This window comes from Paenibacillus sp. M2 (assembly GCF_046713495.1).
Taxonomy (GTDB): Bacteria; Bacillota; Bacilli; order Paenibacillales; family Paenibacillaceae; genus Paenibacillus; species Paenibacillus amylolyticus_B.
This window is the reverse complement of record NZ_CP169648.1, coordinates 6,582,484-6,606,875: the sequence shown is the minus strand read 5'-3', so window position 1 is coordinate 6,606,875 and position 24,392 is coordinate 6,582,484. Positions and strand designations below refer to the sequence as shown.

Sequence of the window (24,392 nt, the reverse complement as noted above, 5' to 3'; positions counted from 1 at the left end):
ATCCAACGGAGGAATATTTGATGAGGTTTATCAAAACCATGTTACCAGGAGCTTATCTTATAGAAATAGAGTTGCTGACAGATGTGAGGGGGCATTTTGCTAGGGCGTGGTGCCAAGATGAGTTTAAGTTACATGGACTTGAGAGTTCATTTGTTCAGTGCAATATCTCATATAACGAGAAAAAGGGAACTCTGCGAGGATTACATTATCAGACTACTCCCTACGAAGAAGTCAAAATAGTTCGTTGTACGAAGGGGGCTATTTGTGATGTTATCGTTGATCTGAGACCAGATTCTCCAACCTATAAAGAGTCGCTTTCTTTTGAGTTGTCGGATGAAAATTACAAAATGCTTTACATCCCCAAAGGGTTCGCACATGGTTTTCAAACATTGTCTGATCATACGGAAGTTTTTTATCAGATGACCCAGTTTTATAAAGCGGAATATGCTCGTGGAATCAGGTGGGACGATCCTGCTTTTAATATTGAATGGCCTGAAGAAGAGAAGAGAATTATGTCAGAAAAAGACCAGAATTATGATGGGTATCATTCATGAAAAAAAGAATAATTGTGACTGGAGCAAATGGATTTATCGGGAGCCATGTAGTGGATGAATTGTCGATTACAGACTGTGAAATATATGCTATATCATCAAAAGTTGAAGACAAGATAAATACTAGTAATATTACATGGTTGAAAGCTGATTTACTTGATGATAATCAAATCGAAGAAGTATTCACTCGTGTAAGTTCACCCACTCATCTTCTGCATTTGGCATGGGACACCACACCAAATCATTATTGGAACTCCTCATCAAATTTCAAATGGGTAAGTGCAAGTCTTTCTCTATTTGACCGTTTTCGTGTAGCTGGAGGTAAAAGGATTGTGGGGGTTGGCTCTTGCGCAGAGTATGATTTAAGTCAGGGATTATGCAAGGAATCTGAGACCCCATTGAACTATACTACAATCTATGGATCAAGTAAAAACTCATTACATCATATGTTAATGACATATTCACAGCACTATGAGATTTCGAGTGCATGGGCACGAATCTTCTATCTGTATGGCCCACGTGAACATCATTTACGTTTGGTTCCGTCGGTGATTTTATCTTTGCTGGAGGGAAAGGAAGCAAAATGTTCCCATGGACAGCAGATTCGCGATTATTTGTACGTTAAAGATGCAGCCCGGGCGTTAGTGGGATTGCTAAGCAGTCAAAGTAATGGACCCGTTAATATTGGTTCTGGCAAGCCGATAAGCTTATCTGAAATTATATATAAAATTACTGATATCCTTCAACATAGAGAATTAATCCGGTTAGGGGTAATTCCAACCTCACTTGAAGAACCTAAAGTCGTTCTGGCCGATATAACTAAGCTGAGAGAAAATACTGGTTGGACTCCCTCCACGAAGATGGAAGATGGGTTATATGAAACTGTTCAGTGGTGGAAGTCTAGTCTGTTTGGAGGTAAGTAATGTTGAATGAAAATTATTGTCCGATATGTCAGTCATCTAGTTTAAGTGAAATACTAAAACGTAGTAATATTCCCGTGTACCAAAATGTCCTAATTAATAGTTTTGAGGCTGCAAGACAAATCCCGAGAGGTGATTTGGAGATTTTGGAGTGCATGGAATGTGGTTTTGTTTATAATAGCATGTTTGATACTAACAAAGTCGTTTATAGTAGCGACTACGAAAATACACAGTCATACTCCACATACTTTAATAGTTATTTAGATGATTTGGTAGAAACACTTGTGAACCAAAAAGGTGTCAGTAATCTCAATGTAGTAGAAGTTGGGTGTGGAAAAGGCGGCTTCTTAAGAAAAGTAGTTGAGGCTGGAAATAATTATGGATATGGGTTTGACCCAAGTTATATTGGACCGGAAGTTGATTACGATGGCAGATTGACATTTGAAAAAAAACTCTATAATGAAGATAGTGTTGATATCAAAGCTGATGTAGTTCTTTGCCGCCATGTTATTGAACATATCTCTGAACCTGTTATGTTACTTAGATCTATAAGAAAAGCACTGGTGCACTCTCCCCAAGCCAGAGTGTTTTTCGAAACGCCCTGCGTTGACTGGATTTTTGAGAATAAAGTTATGTTTGATTTTTTCTATGAGCATTGTTCATATTTTAATGAGAAATCGATTTCCAAGGCATTTGAGCTTGCAGGGTTTGAGGTTGTGAGTATAGATCGTATATTTAATGGTCAATACATGTGGTTAGAAGCAAGACCAACCGAATTAGATGGAGAATCGAAAGACAAGTCATATGTACATTATGCTGACTCAAGTAGTATTGGGTTTTCCGAACATGAATTTGAGTGGAAACGTAGAACAATGGAGCAGCTTTCTATTTACTCAGCATATGGGAAAACTGCTATTTGGGGAGCAGGGGCTAAGGGAGTAACATTCTTGAATTTAATTGATCCAGAGATGAAGTATATCGATTGTGTAATAGATGTGAACCCTAATAAGGTAGGTAATTATTTACCTGGAACTGGTCATGAAATAATTGGAATTGAAAGTGTAGGGAATAAAGATTTAGCAACGATTATTATAACGAATTCAAATTATCTGAATGAAATAAAGAAAATAGTTCAACAGAAGAAACTTAATATAAACCTTGTCGATATTGAAACATGGTCAGCTCAACAATAATAACGTTCTGGAAAAAGAAAGAGAAGAGACAAGTTGTACGAATGCTAGCTTGTAATAATTTTTTGAGGAAGAAACATTAAAATCATTTCTGTTATTCAATCTCAAACCTCTTTAACCGATAAATATAATAAATAATTCCATCGGAGGATGAACGATGAATCTACAATTTTCATTTTCGACGAATATGGTGAATGGAACGTCAGGTTCAATAAGTCAGCCAAGCGATATATCACAAAACCCAAGCAGTAAACTTTTGCAAGCAGTCAGGAATGGAGTGGATTTATCCAAGCTGGAACAGCAAGGGGTTAACATTCCTTTTGGAGATGAGCACCTTATCAAAGCGATTGATAGGGCGGTAAAAGCTCTTCAGGGGCCTTCAACTACTTTGGAAATGAGCGTTCATGAGAAAACGCATCAAATTCTGGTGAAGGTTCTTAATAAGGAAACAGGTGAACTGATTCGTGAAATTCCTCCAGAGAAAACGTTGGATTTAGTTGCCAAGATGATGGAAATAGCCGGAATTATAATAGATGAGAAGGTATAGGGGGTTGGGGTAGTTGAATATGCGTATTAATGGTTTTTCAGGAATGGATATCGACAGTATGGTTAAATCAATGATGACAGTGAAGAGAGTTCCGTTGGATAAATTGAATCAACAAAAACAAATTCTCGATTGGACAAGAAATAGCTACAGAGAGTTGAATAGCAAAATCGTTCAATTTAGTCAAAAACTTGCAGATATGAATATGTCTAAAGCGACAAATACTCAAAAATCAACTGTCAGTGGTAATACAACAGCAGTTAGAGCAGAAGCAAACGCGGATGCTAGCGCTGTAGCTTTGACTGTTGAAGTGGAGTCACTCGCCAAAAAGTCTGGTATACAGAGCAATTCGGGATTGCTTACAATGGGTGGCGATAATGCGAAGTCAAGCACTACGTTGGGGGAGTTATCAGGTAATGCAGGACAAAATGAATTTGATCTTAATATAAATGGGAAAACAGTTCAATTTTTAAAAGGGGATTCAATATCCACTGTGGTTGCACGTATTAACTCTGCAATTCCTACAGTAACCGCAGCTTTTGATGAGGTAAGCGGTAAATTCACAATTACTAGTAAAGAGTTTGGCAAAACGATTACGGATTTGGGCGAAAGCAAGGTTATCGATCCAGATACAGGTGAAGAAAAGGTTGTAAACGAGTCTAAATCCAGTACTCTTTTCTCAGTACTCAATTTCTCTGATACTACTGCAGATCCATTAGGTAATGGAAAGAAGTTTGGTGAAGGGGGTACTCTTAATTTTACAAAAGGTAAGGTTTATATTACTAGTGCCTTAGATCCCACACGTAAGCTTTTTGACACTGATAGCGATACACTAACCGTAAATGGCGTCAAATTGACCTTTCTGGAAGAGACGTCTGGAACTCCTTCCAAAATTACTACACAGTCTGACCCATCTAAAGCTGTAGAAACAATCAAATCATTTGTTGACACATACAACGAATTATTGGGGTTAATGAACTCTAAATTATCAGAACAAAAATATAGAGATTATGCTCCGCTGACATCAGAACAAAAGAAAGATATGACAGAAGATGACATTAAGAACTGGGAAGAGAGAGCTAAAAGTGGACTTTTAAAAAATGACACTATTTTAAGCTCGGCAGTAGCTTCAATGAGAACTTTAATTACTAGTAACTTAAAGGGTTTGAGTGAAGCGGGAATAACAACAGGGCAATATTATGAAAAAGGTAAGTTGCAAATAGACGAAGCCAAACTTAATGATGCACTGTCAAGCAATCCAGATAAAGTTCTGAGTATTTTCCGAGGCTCCATTTCGGATATCGATGGTAAAGGGATCTTTAGTGGATTGAGAACTGAGTTAAATTCAACATTAGACCTTTTTGTGAAAAAGGTAGGTACTTCCAATAGAGATGCTGACGCCAGCATGACATTGAAGACTGAAAGTATCATGGGTGAGCAATTAAAGAATTACAACAAAAGAATTACTGATCTGGAAAGAAAAATGACAGCTTGGGAAACTCGTTATTATAAGCAGTTTGCTGCCATGGAAAAAGCGATGAACCAGTTCCAATCACAGTCGTCGAGTTTATCAAGTTACTTTCAATAATTAAAGGAGGAATAATTCCATATGATTACATCTCCTTATGAGAAATATAAACAGTCCTCGGTGCAAACTTCTACGCCTGGACAGTTGGTTATTATGCTATATGATGGTGCCATCCGATTTGTGAAGGTTGGTCTAGAGGGTATTTCAAGCAAGGATTACATGAAGGCTAACGTTAATTTGGGGAAAGCCCAAACGATAATTAGTGAATTGATGTCTACCTTGGATCACTCGTATCCAGTATCTAAAAATTTGTTCTCTATATATGAATACATGACTCACTTGTTGATTCAATCCAATATTAAAAAAGAGAAACAACCTGCAGAAGAGGCATTGAACTACTTGCAGGAACTTCGTGAAACCTGGGTCGTCGCCAATAAGCAATATATAGGGACATCAATGAATGAATAATAACCATGCAGCCATAGATATGGTTTTAAGTGAACTTTCGGTTCTTACACATAGCTTTATGCTGCAATTGGAAACAAGAAGTTCTGATGAGACCGAAAATTTCGTTAATGAAAGACAGGTATTGGTGGGACAACTGCGAGAGGCTCTGGATGTTCAAGAGATGGATAACGAGCAACAAGATGAGCTGAAGCGTATATTGGGTTATGACCAGAGAATTCAGGGGCACATGTTATCTCTTAAAAATGAGGCGCAACAGTGGCTGACTCAGCGAAGTGCAGCAAGATCTCAGCGGAGCGTGTATGAGAACAACTACACAGTAGGTAGTTATTTGATGGATAAACGCAAGTAAACTAATGTTCGAAACCAGTATTGCTCTTTGCAGTACTGGTTTTTCTGCACTTACCAACCCTCCAATTTCCTGATATATTCAAGTTACCCCACCTTTCAACAGAATCCTCAATTAATCTACAAAAAATTCCAAGAAAACATTTACTTTTCCAATTGACAATGGATAACTTTGGATGGTATTATCTGAATTGTGGGCAGAGGTTAAGGCCGAAAGCTTCACTTCATTTGATGACGAAGGGAATGTTAGTGCATGCAAGGTAAAGTAAAATGGTTCAACGCAGAAAAAGGTTACGGTTTCATTGAGACTGAAGATGGCGGCGACGTATTCGTACATTTCTCCGCAATTCAAACCGAAGGATTCAAAACTTTGGAAGAAGGTCAATCCGTAGAATTCGACATCGTCGAAGGCGCGCGTGGACCGCAAGCAGCTAACGTAATCAAATTATAATCATCCGGACAATCCGACCTACATATATGGTTAGATGGTTACCAAATTGAGTTATCGCTAGCATCAGACTCCGGTACTTTCCGGGGTCTTTTTTTGATTAAATAGATTAGAGATTTGAGAATCATCCCAGGAACATTTTTCTATTGAATTTAATAGATTCAAGAGATAGATTGAAGTTCATTTTACATATTAGATTGAGGTAGCTCAAAAACGGTTAAATACATCATCAAGCGCCTAATAAGACATACCATGTAAATATACGATTATGGCTGAATATGATGAAATATCGCGAAATATGGCGTTATGCCTATGTTGGCAGATGTGGCTTGAACAGATGTCATTATTCGGTCACCGGGAGTTTTTACATGGCGCTTACATTCGTGTTATAATGAAGTGGCAAAGGAAAAAGGAGGAGTGCCCTATGAATTTAAGTATTCGAGGTCAACAAATCGAGGTTACTGATGCTTTGAAGGATTATGTCGACAAAAAGTTGAGTAGACTCGAGAAGTATTTCGATGCACCCCTTAACTCTGACGGTGCTGTTACATTGAGCACGACGAGAGGTTTGCATACGGTAGAAGTGACGATCCCTTTGAAAGGCATTGTGCTCCGCGCTGAGGATGAGAGCGATGATATGTATGCATCCATTGACTCCGTGGTGGACAAGCTGGAACGTCAGATCCGCAAACACAAAACAAAAATTAACCGTAAGTTCCGCCAGGAAGGCAGCCTGAAGACACTCTTCGTTGAAGATCCAACAGGTACGGTAGCTACAGCTGAACTGGATGCGGACACGGATGACGATGATTTTGAAGTTGTACGGACGAAACGTTTTATGTTGAAACCAATGGACGTGGAAGAGGCTATCCTCCAAATGAACATGGTTGGACACAATTTCTTCGTATTCTCTAACATCGACAGTGAAGAAGTGAGTGTTGTTTACAAACGGAACGATGGTAAGTACGGATTGATCGAACAAGGTTAATCTTAAAGTACAGGATCATCGGATCGGAATTTGCGTTTGAATATCTAATAATAATGAAGACAGGGACTGTATTTTCCTGCATTAGACTTAACAAGAGCTTCCATCCCTTAGGGGATGGGGCTCTTTTGTGCGTAGAGGAGCTGGGAAATCACCTTTGGAAATAAAATGGTGAAACTATTCTCTATGCTGCTGCGTCTAATAGATAGTAAGAATAATCATAATTGGTACAAGTTTATCACCAGATTCGGATGTTTACGAAAATATTCGTACGCCTACATTCGAGAACTGGATATTGAGATTTCCATCCAAATTTTCCATCAAAATTCGTTGACAGGGCTGTCTATCCCGCAAAACGAAACATGACAATCGAACGCTTCCGCTAACGACTATGATTTTTTGCACTTAAACTCCATTTGATATGTCTCAGAAGTTCAAAGAAGTGTGCCGTGGCGTGTTGCGGCGGCCCTTACAAACTGTTACAATTTATGCAAAGAGAATCATTGTCCTGATGAGGAATTGTCAACGAATGATCGCTAATCATAATCAATGACAGGCACAGCACCATGAACATGATTCGCAAGGCTCGGGCTTCGGCTAGTTTTTAATAACCGAATCCGTTTGAATACCGAATCAGCTTCATGAGGAACCCTTGGCAAGCCTGGAGTTGATTCATCATATTACTTATTAGCATATGATTTGAATTTGATTTTTACACGGATGACGAAGAGGGCAGAAATGACCTGTAGAAGCGAAGCGTTCGCCTTTATCCCCGGAATTCCCCCTCTGAGAAGAGAGTTTAAAAGAAATCAGGGGATAACAGCGATCAAAAGGACATTCTGGCAACTGAGTTGATGAAGTGTAACCTTCATAAGCTCAAATTATATTGTTTGTCACCCCCGGGCAAGTGGATGCAACATCCATCCGATGGTGTCGCGTGGCGGCAACAGGGGGTCTATTCTGTTTTGCACGAAAGGGGTATACCATGCTAGGACTTGTCAAAAAGATCTTCGGCGACATGAATGAACGTGATGTTAAACGTCTGATGAAGACGGTCGATGTGATCAATAAACTGGAACCACAATTTCAGGCGTTGTCTGATGAACAACTGAAAGGTAAAACGGACGAATACCGTGCTCGTATTGAAAAGGGAGAAACAACAGATGAGCTTCTTCCAGAGGCATTTGCAACCGTACGTGAGGCATCACGCCGTGTACTGGGCAAACGTCACTACGATGTACAGATGCTGGGCGGTATCGCTCTGCATGAAGGCCGTATTTCCGAGATGAAAACGGGTGAAGGTAAAACGCTGGTAGGAACACTTCCGGTATATCTGAACGCGTTGATGTCCAAAGGTGTACACGTGGTCACGGTCAATGACTATTTGGCACAGCGGGATAGCCAGGAAATGGGACAAATCTATGAATTTATGGGCATGACGGTAGGGGTTAACCTGAGCGGTATGGACCATGCTTTGAAACAACATGCGTATGCATGTGATATTACGTACGGAACGAACAATGAGTTTGGTTTTGACTATCTGCGTGACAACATGGTGCTGTATAAAGAGCAAATGGTACAACGTCCATTGTTCTTCTGTATCATTGATGAAGTAGACTCCATCTTGGTCGATGAGGCGCGTACCCCACTCATTATCTCTGGACAAGCTCAGAAGTCGACAGATATGTACTATGCAGCAGATCGTTTTGTGAAACGTTTGGTGCCGGAAGAAGACTTTACGGTAGACATTAAGGTGAAATCCGTAGCGTTGACTGAGGCGGGCGTGGCAAAAGCAGAGAAAGCATTTGGTATCGAGAACTTGTATGATCATGCCAATGTAACTCTCAACCATCACATTGTACAGGGTTTGAAAGCGAACGTAATCATGCGTCGTGACGTGGATTATGTGGTCAGTGATGAGGAAGTCATGATCGTTGATGAATTCACAGGTCGTCTGATGTCTGGACGTCGTTACAGTGATGGATTGCACCAAGCAATTGAAGCCAAAGAAGGCATTGAAGTACAAAACGAGAGCATGACGCTTGCTACGATTACCTTCCAGAACTATTTCCGGATGTACCGTAAACTTGCGGGTATGACGGGTACAGCGAAAACCGAGGAAGAAGAGTTCAAAAAAATCTACGGTCTCGAAGTACTCCAGATTCCAACCAACCGTCCTAACAAACGGGATGACATGGCTGACGTTGTGTACAAGAGCATAGATGGCAAGTTCAACGCGGTTGTGGAAGAAATCGTGGCACGCCACAGCAAGAACCAGCCGGTTCTGGTAGGTACAGTGTCTATCGAGAACTCGGAGCGCCTGTCTGACATGCTTAAACGCCGTGGTGTAAGACACCAGGTACTGAACGCCAAGTACCACGCGGAAGAAGCAGAGATCATCTCAGGAGCTGGTCAAGCGGGAGCAGTAACGATTGCAACCAACATGGCTGGACGGGGTACGGATATTATCTTGGGTGAAGGTGTAGCTGAAGTAGGCGGCCTTCATATCATCGGTACAGAGCGTCACGAATCACGCCGGATTGATAATCAACTGCGTGGTCGTGCGGGACGTCAAGGTGACCCGGGTTCAACACAATTCTACCTGTCACTAGGTGATGAATTGATGAGACGTTTCGGAGCAGACAATGTATTGAACATGATGGAGCGCCTTGGTTTTGAAGAAGACCAACCGATTGAGAGCCGAATGATTACCCGTGCAGTAGAATCGGCGCAGAAGCGTGTTGAAGGTAACAACTTTGACGTACGTAAAGTCGTCCTCCAATATGATGATGTTATGAACCAACAACGTGAAATTATATATAAACAGCGCCGCGAGGTACTGGAGTCCGAAAATATTAAACAAATCGTTATGGATATGATCAAACCTTCCATTGAACGTATCGTTGAAGCACATTGTGGTGACGATATTCCGGAAAACTGGGAGCTGCAGGAAGTTGCCGATTACATGAACAGCAAATTGCTGGACGATGGTTCGATAACAAAAGATGATCTGTGGGGTAAGGAAGCAGAAGAGATTATCGAGTTCCTGTTCACGAAAGTTCAAAACAAGTACAATGCACGTGAAGAGCGAATTGGCGAAGAGATGGTTCGTGAGTTCGAGAAAGTGGTTGTGCTCCGTGCAGTAGACAGCAAGTGGATGGATCATATTGATGCAATGGATCAATTGCGTCAAGGTATCCACCTTCGCGCCTACGGTGGTACAGATCCACTGCGTGAATACCAGTTCGAAGGCTTCGAGATGTTCCATCAAATGATCGCTTCGATTCAAGAAGAAGTAGCGACTTATGTGATGAGAGCACAGATCGAGAGCAATCAGGAGCGTCAAGCGGTTGTTGAGGAAAGTCAGATCTCGACAAGCGGTGAACCTGCTGAGAAACGTCCAGTGAAGGTTTCCGACCAAATCGGACGTAACGATCCATGCCCATGCGGTAGTGGCAAGAAGTTCAAACACTGCCACGGTCAAGAGTAGATCGATGGTTTTTATATACACTATAGTGTAATAAGTTGAACCTTGATTTTACACCATAACGGAGAGTGCAGAAGCAATCTGAAGAAGCGGAGCATTCGCCTTTATCCCCGGATTTTTCCCTTCTAAGAGGGAATCAAGAAAATCTGGGGATAAGAGCGATCGGAAGATGCTGCTGTAATCGGAGTAACAGGTGTAACATGCATGAGGTCAACTTAGATAGCATGACATGAACGGCTCCTCGCAGCCGGGTATCCCATAGAATGAAGTGAAGGATGCAAAACCGATTAATGGTGCATAGTTATAATCATATGACCATGATCACGGGGAAGAGATATACTGATATAACAGTAGTCTCAACACCAGGGTGGCGCATCACTTACTTGATCTGGAGGAATGCCCTGGATGCGGGGAGTTTATCTTAATGAAAAGAGGAATTGCACATGATCGATCCAAATGTGAAGCATGACCTGCGTGAAATAGGCAAAAAACTAACAAACCTTAGGGGGTCTCTTTGACTTAGATCTGAAGCAAGAGATGATCGGCAACTTCGAAGTGAAGATGTCTGCCCCCGATTTCTGGGACGATAGTGACAAGGCGCAATCCGTAATTGCTGAGCTAAATGCGGTGAAGGGTTCTGTGGATCAATACACCAAACTCCAACAGGATTATGATGATGCGGTGATGATGGTAGAACTGGCTGACGAGGAAGGCGACGAAGACCTCGCTGCAGAGATCGGTAGAAGCGTCACAGCGATCGTGAGCAAGGTGGCAGAGTTCGAACTTCAACTTCTCCTGAACCAGCCGTATGATAAGATGGATGCCATTCTAGAGCTTCATCCGGGGGCAGGTGGTACCGAGTCACAGGACTGGGGACAGATGTTGCTCCGGATGTACACACGTTGGTCTGAGAAGCGGGGCTTCAAGGTTGAGGTATTGGATTATCTGCCAGGTGATGAGGCGGGGATCAAGAGTGTTACGTTGTCGATCAAGGGGCACAATGCTTATGGTTATCTGAAAGCCGAGAAGGGTGTACACCGACTGGTGCGAATCTCTCCTTTTGACTCCTCGGGCCGTAGGCATACTTCCTTCGTATCATGTGATGTGGTTCCTGAGATTGATGATACGATTGAATTGGACATTCGAACAGAGGATCTCAAGATTGATACCTACCGTGCGAGTGGCGCGGGTGGACAGCATATCAATACCACCGACTCAGCCGTGCGGATTACCCACCTTCCAACAGGTGTAGTTGTAACGTGTCAGAATGAACGTTCACAGATCAAGAACCGTGAGCGGGCGATGAAGATGCTTCGTTCGAAATTGTATGAGCGTAAAATTGAAGAGCAAAAACAACAGCTGGATGAAATCCGAGGAGATCAGTCGGATATTTCATGGGGTAGCCAGATTCGCTCCTATGTGTTCCATCCCTATAGTATGGTAAAGGATCACCGTACAAGCGTAGAGACTGGAAATACAGGGGCAGTAATGGACGGCGACCTCGATGCATTCATCGATGGTTATTTGCGTAGCCAGATTAAAGTAGAAACCGATTAATATAAGTTCCTGTATGGACCCATACGTGTAGGCGTATGCTGGTGTATACAGGAGCTTTTTTTTGAATCATTTTATAAGATATAGAGAATATGAACAAACAACTGATCAGTCACAACAAAGGAGAGCACGAGAACATGCAACAACGATCACAACTTCACAACAGCCGCAAAAAGAGGATAACTAGCCTCATTCCACTCAATGGTCCATGGAGAAACGTCGTGGACACGGTATCTATCATTTTAGGTTCGTTTTTAATTGCAGTGGCCTTTAATTTATTTTTATTACCGAATCAGATCGCTTCAGGTGGGGTGTCCGGGTTATCGATCCTGGGCAAGGAATGGCTTAATTGGGAACCGGCATATACCCAATGGGCGATTAACATCCCACTTCTAATCGCGGGTTTTCTGCTTATTGGTAAGCAGTATGGTATTCGTTCAGTCCTGGGCAGTATTGTCCTGCCGCTCTTAGTCTATCTCACAAAGGATTGGGCCATCCCAACAACGAATCCACTCCTTGGTTCACTGTATGGTGGGATTGGTGTTGGTTTAGGGATTGGAATTGTATACCGAGGTAGAGGATCAACAGGTGGCATGAGCATTCTTGCCCGAATCGTACAGAAATACAGTGGACTGAGTTATTCTCTGTGTGTCGTAATTATGGATGCTACAGTTATTATTATGGCTGCTTTTGTATTGTCATTGGAGCAATCCCTCTATGCGCTGATTGGGTTGTATGTTACCGGTAAAGTGATCGATGCCGTTGAGATGGGGTTGGGTTTCTCCAAGGTGGCTTATATTATCTCCAACCAGACGGAAGCGATTAGCAAAGTGATTCTGGATGACTTGGATCGCGGATTAACGAAGCTGGAAGCCAAGGGCGGTTACACCGACGATCAACGAACCGTACTGATGGTCGTGGTTGGGCAAAATGAGGTACCAAGACTCAAAGCATTAATCCGGTCTGTGGACCCGGGAGCTTTTGTCATTATCAGTAACGCGCACGAAGTGCTCGGCGAAGGTTTTAAGCGGGGAGAACATGTGTGAACGGGTGTAGAAACTGGTGATTGAGCCGTGTAGGCTCATAAGTTTGGAAGTTCAAGACAAGAAAAAACAGGCATATCCTTCTCCGAAATGACGGGAGAGGATATGCCTGTTTTTTTACTATTACTATAATTTTAATTAAACATCACGATAACGGAGAGGACAGAAATAGCCTGAAGAAGCGAAGCGTGCGCCTAAAAGCTTTCTGAAAGAAAGCTACTTCGGAAGGCGATTCTGTCATCGGAGTGCCACCACTACAGAATTGGAGACAACAGACGGGAAATCGCTTCTTTGAAGCGAATGATTAGACTACGTTTTTGGTATTCATCGAGCGTCATTTCCCGCGATACATGCAGGTCGTGCTCAAAGGTTTGTACAAGTGCTGTCGCAATCGCTTCATCGTACATAAAGGCATTAACCTCAAAGTTTAACCGGAAACTGCGGTAGTCAATATTGGCGGTTCCCACGGATGCAACCAAACTGTCAATGATAAGTGTTTTGGCATGAATGAAGCCATTATCATATATAAATACTTTGGCGCCCACCTTCAACAACTCACCAATATAAGATAACGTAGCCCAATATACAAAGGCGTGGTCGGGTTTATTTGGAATCATGATGCGAACATCTATGCCGGACAGACACGCGAGACGAATCGCTTCGAATACACTGGCATCCGGGATAAAATAAGGCGTTTGAATCAGAATCGATTGTTTGGCCCCGTTAATCATCTTAAGATAACTGTTCTTGATATGTTCAGTCTCTGCATCCGGTCCACTGGAGACAATCTGCATGGCGATCTTTCCTGTGCCCTCGATATGAGGGAAATGCGCCGGAACGTAAGGTGTGTCGTGTTGTTTGGACGCTTCATTCCAATCCAGAAGGAAACGGGTCTGCAGCGCATGAACGGCGTTCCCTTGAATACGCAGATGTGTGTCACGCCAGTAACCGAATTTCGAGTTCAAGCCGAGATACTCATCTCCAACGTTAAACCCGCCTGTGTACCCCAAGTTACCATCGATGATGACAATCTTACGGTGGTTCCGGTAGTTCATACGCAAGTTGATCAGACTGAATTTGGATGGGAAAAAGACTTCAACCAAACCGCCTGCTTCGCGCAATTCTTTGAAAAAGCGTTTGGAAACCCGCCGTGATCCGAGCGCGTCATACAGTAGACGAACTTTGATGCCTTCCCGCGCTTTGCGGATAAGTGCATCCCGAATTCTTTTGCCCAGACGGTCGCCTCTATAAATGTAGTATTGTACGTGCACGTGATCCTGAGCCGCTTCGATGTCGTCCAAGAGCCGTTGGAACTTGTCTGTTCCGTCTGTAATGATCTCAACCGCATTATCCTCCGTTAACAGAGCGCCGTTCTGCTTCAGGTTCATATAGATCATGTCCTGGCTACTCTCGGTTGCTTGGTTGCGGAAAGGTGTGCGGTTATCGTGCAACTGCGTGAGCTGAGCTTCAATACGTTCCTCCAGCCCGAGCTTCTTGCGTTCCTTCCACTGGAAAAGCCGATATCGGGTCAGGTTCTGACCAGTTAAAAGATAAAGTACAAACCCAAACACCGGAATAAAGTTCAAGACAAGCAACCAAGCCCAGGAAGCGCTAGCATCCTTCCGCTCGAAGAAAACGACTGCTGCCGCAAAAATAATATTCAGGCCCAGGAGTACAATAAGTAAAATGGATTCGATATGCACTATAGTCCCCCACGTCTCATAATGACCATCATGAATCTATTCATATGTCCTTGATTAGCAGGTTAGTTATGAATGAGACCCTGATTGTAATGTTTCCTACTAATACGTATTTTAACAGAAGTATACCTGTTCGTCCCGGATGTTAAAAAAGATATGTTCGGATTGGATGGAAATCCATGTGAAATTGATGATAGAGTGTTGTATTTATATAACCAGAGTCGTATAATAATACACAAATATGCATATAAGCGACGGAATTGCTGTGTTCGAGCCTCATTCATGCAAGGACATAGCACAAGTAGCGCATACATCGAGATTGGGGGAGCGAGAGTGAATAACAAATTAAAAGTAGCAATCGTCGGTTCCACCGGCTACGGCGGGGTGGAGCTGATTCGTTTTTTCCAGAACCATCCGCAGGTTGAAATCACATCGGTGATCTCATCATCGAGCAGTGGTGAATCCATCGCAGATGGATTTCCGCATTTGACGGACGTGATTCACAGGCCACTCGACGGTGTAGATCCGGCTGAAATTGCGAGTCGTGCAGATCTGGTATTCACAGCAACCCCGTCCGGCGTAAGTGCAAAGCTCGTACCAAGCTTGCTGGCAGCAGGGCTTAAGGTCATTGATCTGTCTGGCGATTTCAGACTCAAGGATGGAACGGTGTATGAAGAGTGGTACAAACATCCGGCGCCTTCATCTGATTTGCTGGAACAAGCGGTATACGGCATGGCTGAGGTGTACGGTGAAAAGGTGAAGGGACAGAATTTCATATCCAACCCGGGCTGTTATCCAACGGCTACACTTCTTGGACTGATCCCTGCAGTAGAGGCAGGCTGGATTGATCCTTCTACTATTATTATTGATGCCAAATCAGGCGTGTCCGGGGCAGGACGCGGAACAAGTCTGACAAACCATTATGCAGAGATGAATGAAAATCTCAAAGCCTATAAACTGAACAAACACCAACATATTCCCGAGATCGAACAAGTGCTTGGTGATCTAACGGGAACGCCTGTTACGGTTACCTTTACAACACATCTGGTGCCTATGACACGTGGAATTATGAGTACGATGTATGCAAAACTCGTTGGGGAACACAGCGATCGGGAGATCGTAGATTTATACCGCAAATATTATGAGAACAGACCTTTCGTACGTGTACGTGAACCGGGCATCTGGCCTTCTACCAAAGAAGTGTACGGATCCAACTATTGTGATATCGGATTTGCGGTAGATCCTCGCACAGGGCGTTTGACCATTATTTCGGTCATCGACAACCTGGTGAAGGGTGCATCCGGGCAAGCGATTCAAAATATGAACCTGATGATGGGATGGGAGGAGAACCTCGGGCTGAACATGACACCGGTATATCCATAAGGGATTGGAATTCAGGAGGAGTACTGGAACATTCAGTGTAAAGTGCTTTCTCGAAGTCATTTATGGAGATTGGATCAGGTTAAGCAGGCGGATCATCGGCATATAGCTGAACGCATACGGGGGATATGATATGGGAACGAATGTGGAGCAACAGAGTTTTACCGTGGTTGAGAACGGAACAATTGTAACCCCTGGGGGATTCACTACTGGTGGACTTCACTGCGGATTGAAAAAGACATCTCGGAATGACATCGGAGCGATCCGATGTGATGTACCGGCTACAGCTGCTGCTGTATATACAACGAATGTGTTTCAAGCCGCACCACTCAAAGTTACGCGCGAAAGCTTAAACAATGGCCGACTTCAAGCCGTTATCGTTAACAGTGGTAATGCTAATGCATGTACAGGGCAACAAGGTGAAGAAGATGCTTATGCGATGCGCTCGGCCGCTGCGCGTGAGTTGGGTGTGGCAGAAGAGGACGTTGCAGTGGCCTCCACAGGTGTCATTGGGGAATTGCTCAAAATGGATGCTGTACATTCAGGCATCACCGGACTTCCAGCGCATATGGGCAAGGAGTCGAATGAGGCGGAACAATTTTCACAAGCGATTCTGACAACGGATTTGGTGAAAAAGGAAGCTTGCGTCTCCGTTCTGGTTAACGGCAAAACGGTTACGATTGCGGGTGCCGCCAAAGGCTCGGGGATGATTCATCCGAATATGGCGACGATGCTCGCTTTTATGACCTCTGACGCGGTCATTGGTGCAGAAGCGTTGCAGCGCCTGCTGCGCCAGGCAACCAATCACACATTTAACATGATTACCGTCGATGGCGATACAAGTACAAACGACATGCTGGTAGCTATGTCCAGTGGATATGCAGGCAATGAAGAGCTGACAACAGAGCACCCGGATTGGGACGCTTTTGCAGCTGGCTTCACCTATGTATGCCAAGTGCTGGCCAAAGCCATTGCTCGCGATGGTGAAGGAGCAACCAAGCTGGTAGAGGTAGAAGTGACTGGTGCGGTAAGTGATGAATCCGCTCAAGCGATTGCCAAAACCGTCATCGGGTCCAGTCTGGTCAAATCAGCTATGTTTGGCGCTGACGCTAACTGGGGACGGATTATTGCAGCCGTAGGGCGTGCAGGACAACCAGTGAACCCGGATACGGTAAATATTCGGTTGGGAGAGATCTCGGTACTTGAACAATCCCGTCCAGTCGTTTTCGACGAAGAATTGGCACTGGCGTATTTACAGACCGATACAGTTCGCATTGTGGTGGATCTGCACCACGGCGAAGGAACGGCAACAGCCTGGGGCTGTGACCTGACGTATGACTACGTCCGAATTAACGCAGCATACCGTACGTAATAAGCCTTTGGGACAAAATGTTTACGAAACAGCTATCTTCTATTGTGAAGCTGATTTGAAATATTTCAAAAATCATCAATGAAATTTAAACTTGTTATTTAATGTTTGATATATAGCGATAGTAATGGAGAAGACGGAATTGATTCTGAAGAAGCGGAGCGTTCGCCTTTGTCTCCGGATTTCCCCCTATAATAGGGATAATTCAAGAAATCTGGGAGACAACAGCGATCGAAGAACAATCCGAATTCGGAATGGACTCCTACGAGCCAATGTCATCTTTTGTGATTTTTACTAAGAAAGGAGCTTGCCCCCATGAATTCAACAATGCCAAACAAGAGTACCGCAACGGAAGCGAGCACAGAGAAACAGATGTTTGTCATGAAATGTGGAGGCAGCACGCTGGCAGCATTGCCTGAGTCTTTCTTTGCGGATCTGCGTGATTTGCAGTCTCAGGGCACGCAGCCAGTAATCGTGCATGGCGGAGGTCCTGCGATCTCGGATAACTTGGCGAAGCTTGGTATCGAAACTGAATTCGTTAATGGCCTGCGCAAAACAACTGAACCTGTGCTGGACGTAGTGGAGATGGTGCTTGCGGGCAGTATCAACAAACAGATCGTGCGCCTGATCCAACGTGTGGGCGGTCGTGCACTAGGCTTGTCTGGCGTGGACGGTGGCCTGATTCAGGCTAAACCTGTTACAAACCACGCAGAGATCGGTTGGGTAGGCGATGTCACGGGTGTGAACGCAGAAATTATCCAAGGCATCGTGAACATGGGTTACATGCCGGTTATCGCGCCAGTTGGTGTGGATGCCACCGGACAACGCTACAACATCAATGCAGATACAGCTGCAGGTGCTGTGGCGTCTCATCTTGGCGTAAGTCGGATGATTGTCGTGACCGACGTTCCTGGCATCATGAAGAACGTAGGCGGCGAGAAAAAAGTACTGCCATCCGTATCTGTACAAGAGATCGAGGATATGATCCAAACCGGAGAAATCTATGGCGGCATGATTCCCAAAGTGCGTGCAGCAATCGCATGTATTCATGGTCAAGTACGTGAGGTCATCATCGTAGACGGAAGCGAACCACAGATCCTGAGCCGAGTGCTTGGTGGAGAAATCATCGGAACAAAAATTATCCGTATGCAATAATTATTCTCAGTGCGCTAGGGTCTTCATGGTTTGATAGTAAATAAAAAATATGTGCACGGCTTTTTTATGTGAAGATTGAACATCACACAATAACGTAGAGGACAGAAATAACCTGAAGAAGCGAAGCGTGCGCCTTTATCCCCGGATTTCCACCTTTAAGGGACAATCAAAAAAATCCGGGGATAACAGCGATCGGAAGGTTGTTCTGTCATCGAAGTGACAAGTGTAAAGTTAAGGTGTTCTCATAACGAGTGCCGTTGCACCAACCAATAGGAGTGATATGGTCATGGCAAAAGGCAACGAACAGCCAGGTTCTGGCACAGCGGTAGCGGGCGCAACAGCAACAAGTGCAGCGGCACAGACGGAAAGCTCGCTTTTCCAAACGTATGCACGTTATCCAATCAGTCTGGTCAAAGGTAAAGGCAGCTGGCTGTGGGATGATCAGGGCAACCGTTATCTCGATTTCATGTGCGGACTCGCTGTAACTAGCCTGGGCCATGCACCGGAGAAAGTTGGAGCCAAGCTGAAAGCTCAGATTGATGAGTTGTGGCATGTGTCCAACCTGTTCCAGATTCCGGGCCAGGAGAAGGCAGCAGCATTGTTGACAGCCAATACATGCGCTGACGCAGTGTTCTTCTGTAACAGTGGTGCCGAAGCGAACGAAGCAGCTATTAAAGTAGCACGTCGTTATCACCAGAAGGTGAAGGGCACAGATCGCTATGAAGTGATCACATTTGCCCAGTCCTTTCATGGACGGACACTCGCTACACTGACAGCAACCGGACAGGATAAGGTGAAAGAAGGATTTTTGCCATTGCCAGCCGGATTTGTAACCGTACCTTTGCATGATATCCCTGCCCTTGAAGCGGCAATTGGACCCAACACAGCAGCGATTATGCTGGAAATGGTTCAGGCCGAGGGTGGTGTATACCCGGTTGAACCAGAATTCGTCAAACATGTACGGAAATTGTGTGACGAGCATGGGTTACTGCTCATTGTTGATGAAGTACAGACCGGAATGGGACGTACAGGTAAGCTGTTTGCACACGAACATTATGGCATTGAGCCGGACGTGTTCACCGTTGCCAAAGGTATCGGTAGTGGTTTCCCTGTAGGCGCGATGCTGGGTAAAGGCTTCCTGCGGGATGCGTTCACGCCAGGTAGCCATGCGACAACATTTGGCGGAACACCACTTGCTTCATCCGTTGTGATTGCTACAATTGAAACGATGCTGGAAGATCGTTTGCCAGAGCGTGCAGCGGAGATGGGTGAATACCTGATGAGCTCCCTGCGGAATCGTTTGGCAGGCAATTCCTTTGTAAAAGAAGTTCGTGGTTTGGGATTGTTGGTCGGCATTGAATGTGCTGAGCCGGTAGGTGATATTGTGCTTGCTGGGCAAAAACGCGGTATCTTGTTTGTCTCTGCAGGACCGAATGTGATTCGTTTGCTTCCGAACCTGTATGTGAGCAAAGAAGAGATCGACGAGGCAGTATCCCTTGTAGCTACATTGATCGAAGAGCACGTAGCGGCGAAAGCCTAACATAAAAATGAGAACCTTTCTGTCTCGGGGCCATTACCGGCCTCGAAGCAGAACGAGATGATGAATCCCTGTAGCCGCGCGGTGAACTCGCAGAAGGTGGAAATGAATACATTTGAGAAGCACGAAGCCAAAGTGTCAATGTTGCTCTCTCTTCTGCCCATGCGGGTGCAGGGAACCGGAAATAAGGAGGACATTATAGATGACAGCACAACAGACGGAAAAGATTCAGAAGATTGATCTGAGAGGCCGGGATTTTATCGAATTCACGGACTACACGGCAGAGGAGATTCGTTATCTGCTTGATCTCGCGATCGAGATTAAAGGCAAGCAAAAAAACGGTGTACCTTTTCAACCGTTGAAGGGTAAAACGATCGGACTTATTTTTGAAAAATCATCCACACGTACGCGTGTATCCTTTGAAGTGGGCATGTTCCAATTGGGCGGACACGCACTCTTCCTGAGCAAAAATGATATCCAGCTGGGTCGCGGGGAAACAACACATGATACAGCCAAAGTGTTGTCCCGTTACCTGGACGGCATCATGATCCGTACCTTTGGACACCATAATGTAACTGAACTGGCAGAGCATGCGGATGTTCCGGTTATTAACGGCCTGAGCGATGCAGCGCATCCTTGTCAGGTTCTGGCAGACTTCCAAACGGTGCTGGAACACAAAGGCAAGCTCGCAGGTCTGAAAATGGCTTACATCGGAGATGGCAACAACATGGCACATTCCCTGATGCTCGGAGCAGCGAAGATGGGTATGCATGTTGCTGTAGCAACGCCAGAAGGTTATGAGCCGGATAGCGCAGTTGTGGAGCAGGCACGCATTATCGCACAAGAGAGCGGTTCTGAAGTGACTGTAACCTACAGTGCACAAGAAGCAGCCAAAGATGCAGATATCGTGTATACGGATGTATGGGCTAGCATGGGCTTTGAGGAAGAGCAGAAGATTCGTGAGCAGGCATTTGCGGCATATCAAGTGGACGAGGAACTGATGAAAGGCGCGAAGCCGGACTACATGTTCTTGCATTGTCTGCCAGCACACCGCGGCGAAGAAGTGAGTGCCGGTGTAATTGACGGGCCAAACTCCCTGATCTTTGATCAGGCGGAGAATCGCTTGCATGCACAGAAAGCGTTAATGGCTGCGTTAATGAGCGAATAGATGCTGTTTGCCTTTATGGGTTGATTTTAGGCGCAGATTTCGCGATGATAGATTCATCTATAATGTACTTTAAAAAGTTAGTTAAACAAGAAGTTCGTAGGATTCAGTGTATGAAGGCTCTGTTTAACTTAACTGATCTTGGGGAGGACCATTGAACATGGCTAAGGAAAAAATCGTACTCGCGTATTCAGGCGGGTTGGACACATCTGTAATTTTGAAATGGTTGAAAGAAACATATGATGCTGAGATTATCGCTTTCACTGCGGATATCGGACAAAAGGATGAATTGGATGGATTGGAGGAAAAAGCACTGGCAACAGGCGCTTCCAAAGTATACATTGACGATCTACGCGATGAATTCGCAAAAGATTTCATCTATCCGATGTTCCAGGCAGGTGCCCTCTATGAAGGACAATACCTGCTTGGCACAAGTATTGCTCGTCCACTGATCGCTAAACGTATGGTGGATATCGCTCGTGCAGAAGGCGCTACAGCCATCGCTCACGGCGCTACGGGTAAAGGAAATGACCAAGTTCGTTTTGAGCTGAACGCGGCTGCGCTGACACCCGACATTAACGTCATTGCACCTTGGCGTCTGGAAGAATTCCGCAACCAGTTCCCGGGACGCGCCGAGATGATTGCTTACGCTGAAAAACATGGCATTCCGGTAACCGCATCTGCGGCTAAACCATACTCCACAGACCGTAACTTGCTGCATATCAGCTATGAGAGCGGTGTGCTCGAAGATCCTTGGTTCGATCCAAGCGCGGACGAGAACAAAGACATGTTCCTGCTGAGCAGTGCACCTGAAGATGCACCAGATCAAGCGGAATATGTTGAACTGGAATTCGAACAAGGTGACTGTGTTGCACTGAACGGTGAGCGCCTGAGCCCGCTGCAAGTGATGGAGCAACTGAACGAGCTGGGTGGCAAACATGGTATTGGCCGTGTAGATATGGTTGAAAACCGTTTTGTTGGTATGAAGAGCCGTGGCGTATACGAAACACCAGGTGGAACAATCTTGTTCACAGCACATCGCAAAATGGAATCCATCACGATGGACCGTGAAGTGATGAACCTGCGTGATAGCCTGATCACACGTTACAGCACATTGGTATACAACGGTTTCTGGTTCGCACCGGAACGTCTGGCGCTGCAAGCGCTGGTGAGCGAAAGCCAGAAGAACGTTACAGGTACCGTTCGTGTGAAACTGTACAAAGGCAATATCATTGGCGCAGGTGTGAAAAGTCCTGTCAGCCTTTACAACCCGGACATCGCAACGATGGAAGCTGATCCAACACAAGCTTACGATCAAGGGGATGCAACTGGCTTTATCCGCCTGAACGCACTGCGTTTGAAAGTAAACTCCGGTGTGGAGCAAAACAAAAACTAACTTCAACCCGCATACTAGAGCGACACTAATATAATTGACAAGACAGGCCGTTCTTGCACATCTGGCAGGAGCGGCTTTGTCCATGAGCGAAAGGGGAGTACTCACTGTGAGCAAGCTGTGGGGAGGACGTTTTACGAAACAAACCAATCATTTGGTTGAGGAATATACGGCATCGATTAACTTTGACAAAGCTTTGGCTGAGGAAGACATTCAAGGAAGTCTGGCCCATGTGACAATGCTGGGCAAATGCGGTATTCTTCCGGTGGAAGATGTAGAGACCATCAAAGAAGGATTGATCACCGTTCTGCACAAAATTCGTGCGGGCGAAGTGGAATTCTCCGTATCGGACGAAGACATCCATATGAATATTGAGAAAAACCTGATCGAGACGATTGGCCCTGTAGGTGGCAAATTACATACAGGCCGTAGCCGGAATGACCAGGTTGCAACGGATATGCACCTATACTTGCGTGAGCGCGTGGTTGGATTTGTAGGCATGCTGCATTCCTTACAGGAAGCACTGATTGGACAAGCAAAAGATAACCTCGATACCATCGTACCGGGTTATACGCATCTTCAACGGGCACAGCCGATTCTTTTCGCCCATCACCTGATGGCATATGTATCCATGTTCCAACGGGATGCGGAGCGTCTGATGGACAGCTACAAACGCATTAACATCCTGCCACTGGGTGCAGGTGCGCTCGCGGGCACAACCTTCCCGATTGACCGTCATTTTGTGGCGGAACAACTGGGCTTTGATGGCGTGTACGAGAACAGTCTGGACGCAGTAAGCGACCGTGATTTCATCGTTGAGTTCCTGGCGGCAGCTTCGCTCATTATGACTCACTTGTCCCGTCTGAGTGAAGAGCTGGTGCTGTGGAGCAGCACGGAGTTTGGATTCGTTGAACTGGACGATGCGTTCTGCACAGGCAGCAGCATTATGCCTCAGAAGAAAAACCCGGATGTTCCTGAACTCGTTCGTGGTAAAACAGGACGTGTGTACGGCAACCTGATCGGTTTGCTGACGGTATTGAAATCTCTTCCACTGGCATACAACAAAGACATGCAGGAAGACAAAGAAGGCATGTTTGACACAGTGGCGACGCTGGAGGGTGCGCTGCAACTGTTTGCTCCAATGATCGCGACAATGACCGTGAACAAGGATCGGATGCGTCAAGCGGTCAACCAGGATTTCTCCAACGCTACGGATATTGCCGATTTCCTCGTGGGCGAAGGCTTGCCTTTCCGTCAGGCGCATGAAGTGATTGGTAAAACGGTACTGTACTGCATCCAGAACAGCAAGTATTTGCTGGATCTGACGATTGATGAATTCCGTCAGTTCTCACCACTGTTTGATGACCGGATCTATGATGTGCTGCAACCGGAAGCGGTAGTGAACGCTCGTAATGTTTACGGCGGGACAGCTTCGGGTCAAGTCGCCGAAGCCATCGGACGCAGTGAGAAGGTACTGGAAATTACCGAGCAATGGATTAAGAACCGCGGTTAATACCACGGTTACTATAGGTATTTGTACAGATACGACAGTACAATAAAGAAGCAGGCCAGAGAACTTTGTTCTCAACGGCCTGCTTTTTTGTGTTTTACAGCGATATGCTCTAGATAT

General features: G+C 44.9%; 21 protein-coding genes. 20 read left to right on the top strand and 1 reads right to left on the bottom strand.

What is annotated here, in order from left to right; all coding sequences use genetic code 11:
• The first annotated feature begins 20 nt into the window (after positions 1–20).
• From rfbC to ACETMN_RS30135, 12 genes are all read left to right on the top strand, one after another.
• On the top strand, positions 21–554 hold the full coding sequence (gene rfbC / locus ACETMN_RS30190; protein ID WP_091013030.1) for a dTDP-4-dehydrorhamnose 3,5-epimerase: 534 nt from the start codon (positions 21–23) through the stop codon (positions 552–554).
• Entirely contained in the window at positions 551–1,474 is a 924-nt protein-coding gene (locus tag ACETMN_RS30185) for an NAD-dependent epimerase/dehydratase family protein (RefSeq protein WP_091013033.1), read from the top strand. Before rfbC ends, ACETMN_RS30185 begins: the two co-directional genes overlap by 4 nt.
• The gene (locus ACETMN_RS30180) at positions 1,474–2,664 is read left to right on the top strand and encodes a class I SAM-dependent methyltransferase (protein ID WP_256974938.1); all 1,191 of its coding nucleotides are present in this window, start codon (positions 1,474–1,476) and stop codon (positions 2,662–2,664) included. The genes ACETMN_RS30185 and ACETMN_RS30180 overlap by 1 nt, the downstream gene beginning before the upstream one ends.
• Positions 2,665–2,818: 154 nt before the next feature.
• Complete coding sequence (locus ACETMN_RS30175) at positions 2,819–3,208, top strand: flagellar protein FlaG (protein ID WP_047840662.1); 390 nt, start codon at positions 2,819–2,821, stop codon at positions 3,206–3,208.
• A gap of 19 nt (positions 3,209–3,227) precedes the next feature.
• Positions 3,228–4,793 carry a flagellar filament capping protein FliD gene (fliD, locus tag ACETMN_RS30170; protein ID WP_091013284.1) on the top strand — a complete coding sequence of 522 codons (1,566 nt, stop codon included), beginning with the start codon at positions 3,228–3,230 and terminating at the stop codon, positions 4,791–4,793.
• Between the two features lie 21 nt (positions 4,794–4,814).
• Positions 4,815–5,201: a flagellar export chaperone FliS gene (gene fliS / locus ACETMN_RS30165; protein WP_091013035.1), complete on the top strand. Its 387-nt coding sequence runs from the start codon at positions 4,815–4,817 to the stop codon at positions 5,199–5,201.
• Positions 5,194–5,550 (top strand): flagellar protein FliT, encoded by a 357-nt coding sequence (locus ACETMN_RS30160; protein WP_091013038.1) that lies wholly within the window; start codon positions 5,194–5,196, stop codon positions 5,548–5,550. Before fliS ends, ACETMN_RS30160 begins: the two co-directional genes overlap by 8 nt.
• A 249-nt stretch (positions 5,551–5,799) precedes the next feature.
• On the top strand, positions 5,800–5,997 hold the full coding sequence (locus ACETMN_RS30155) for a cold shock domain-containing protein (RefSeq protein ID WP_017691992.1): 198 nt from the start codon (positions 5,800–5,802) through the stop codon (positions 5,995–5,997).
• A gap of 421 nt (positions 5,998–6,418) precedes the next feature.
• Positions 6,419–6,982 carry a ribosome hibernation-promoting factor, HPF/YfiA family gene (gene hpf / locus ACETMN_RS30150; RefSeq protein ID WP_017691993.1) on the top strand — a complete coding sequence of 188 codons (564 nt, stop codon included), beginning with the start codon at positions 6,419–6,421 and terminating at the stop codon, positions 6,980–6,982.
• 982 nt (positions 6,983–7,964) lie between these two features.
• Positions 7,965–10,469: a preprotein translocase subunit SecA gene (gene secA / locus ACETMN_RS30145; protein WP_091013040.1), complete on the top strand. Its 2,505-nt coding sequence runs from the start codon at positions 7,965–7,967 to the stop codon at positions 10,467–10,469.
• Positions 10,470–10,909: 440 nt separating this feature from the next.
• Positions 10,910–12,023, top strand: a protein-coding gene (gene prfB, locus ACETMN_RS30140) for a peptide chain release factor 2 (RefSeq protein WP_101313559.1) whose coding sequence is annotated in 2 segments (ribosomal slippage) — positions 10,910–10,981 and positions 10,983–12,023 — 1,113 coding nt in all. Because the reading frame shifts where the segments join, the coding sequence is not laid out codon by codon here.
• Positions 12,024–12,157: 134 nt separating this feature from the next.
• Entirely contained in the window at positions 12,158–13,066 is a 909-nt protein-coding gene (locus ACETMN_RS30135) for a YitT family protein (RefSeq protein ID WP_091013287.1), read from the top strand.
• A gap of 251 nt (positions 13,067–13,317) precedes the next feature.
• Here the strand turns inward: ACETMN_RS30135 and cls are convergent, their stop codons facing one another.
• Positions 13,318–14,766, bottom strand: a complete 1,449-nt coding sequence (gene cls, locus ACETMN_RS30130; RefSeq protein ID WP_091013043.1) for a cardiolipin synthase — start codon at positions 14,764–14,766, stop codon at positions 13,318–13,320.
• A gap of 330 nt (positions 14,767–15,096) precedes the next feature.
• Between cls and argC the strand changes: the two genes are divergently transcribed.
• From argC to argH, 8 genes are all read left to right on the top strand, one after another.
• Positions 15,097–16,146 (top strand): N-acetyl-gamma-glutamyl-phosphate reductase, encoded by a 1,050-nt coding sequence (gene argC, locus ACETMN_RS30125; protein ID WP_091013046.1) that lies wholly within the window; start codon positions 15,097–15,099, stop codon positions 16,144–16,146.
• A gap of 130 nt (positions 16,147–16,276) precedes the next feature.
• Positions 16,277–17,515 (top strand): bifunctional glutamate N-acetyltransferase/amino-acid acetyltransferase ArgJ, encoded by a 1,239-nt coding sequence (argJ, locus tag ACETMN_RS30120; protein WP_091013049.1) that lies wholly within the window; start codon positions 16,277–16,279, stop codon positions 17,513–17,515.
• Between the two features lie 312 nt (positions 17,516–17,827).
• Positions 17,828–18,667: an acetylglutamate kinase gene (gene argB / locus ACETMN_RS30115; RefSeq protein ID WP_091013051.1), complete on the top strand. Its 840-nt coding sequence runs from the start codon at positions 17,828–17,830 to the stop codon at positions 18,665–18,667.
• 286 nt (positions 18,668–18,953) lie between these two features.
• Positions 18,954–20,207 (top strand): aspartate aminotransferase family protein, encoded by a 1,254-nt coding sequence (locus ACETMN_RS30110; RefSeq protein WP_091013054.1) that lies wholly within the window; start codon positions 18,954–18,956, stop codon positions 20,205–20,207.
• A gap of 81 nt (positions 20,208–20,288) precedes the next feature.
• Positions 20,289–20,444 carry a hypothetical protein gene (locus ACETMN_RS30105; protein WP_192135073.1) on the top strand — a complete coding sequence of 52 codons (156 nt, stop codon included), beginning with the start codon at positions 20,289–20,291 and terminating at the stop codon, positions 20,442–20,444.
• Positions 20,407–21,372: an ornithine carbamoyltransferase gene (gene argF / locus ACETMN_RS30100; protein WP_091013055.1), complete on the top strand. Its 966-nt coding sequence runs from the start codon at positions 20,407–20,409 to the stop codon at positions 21,370–21,372. The genes ACETMN_RS30105 and argF overlap by 38 nt, the downstream gene beginning before the upstream one ends.
• 157 nt (positions 21,373–21,529) lie before the next feature.
• Positions 21,530–22,765 carry an argininosuccinate synthase gene (locus ACETMN_RS30095; protein WP_091013058.1) on the top strand — a complete coding sequence of 412 codons (1,236 nt, stop codon included), beginning with the start codon at positions 21,530–21,532 and terminating at the stop codon, positions 22,763–22,765.
• 106 nt (positions 22,766–22,871) lie between these two features.
• Entirely contained in the window at positions 22,872–24,275 is a 1,404-nt protein-coding gene (gene argH, locus ACETMN_RS30090) for an argininosuccinate lyase (RefSeq protein ID WP_091013289.1), read from the top strand.
• Positions 24,276–24,392 lie beyond the last annotated feature (117 nt).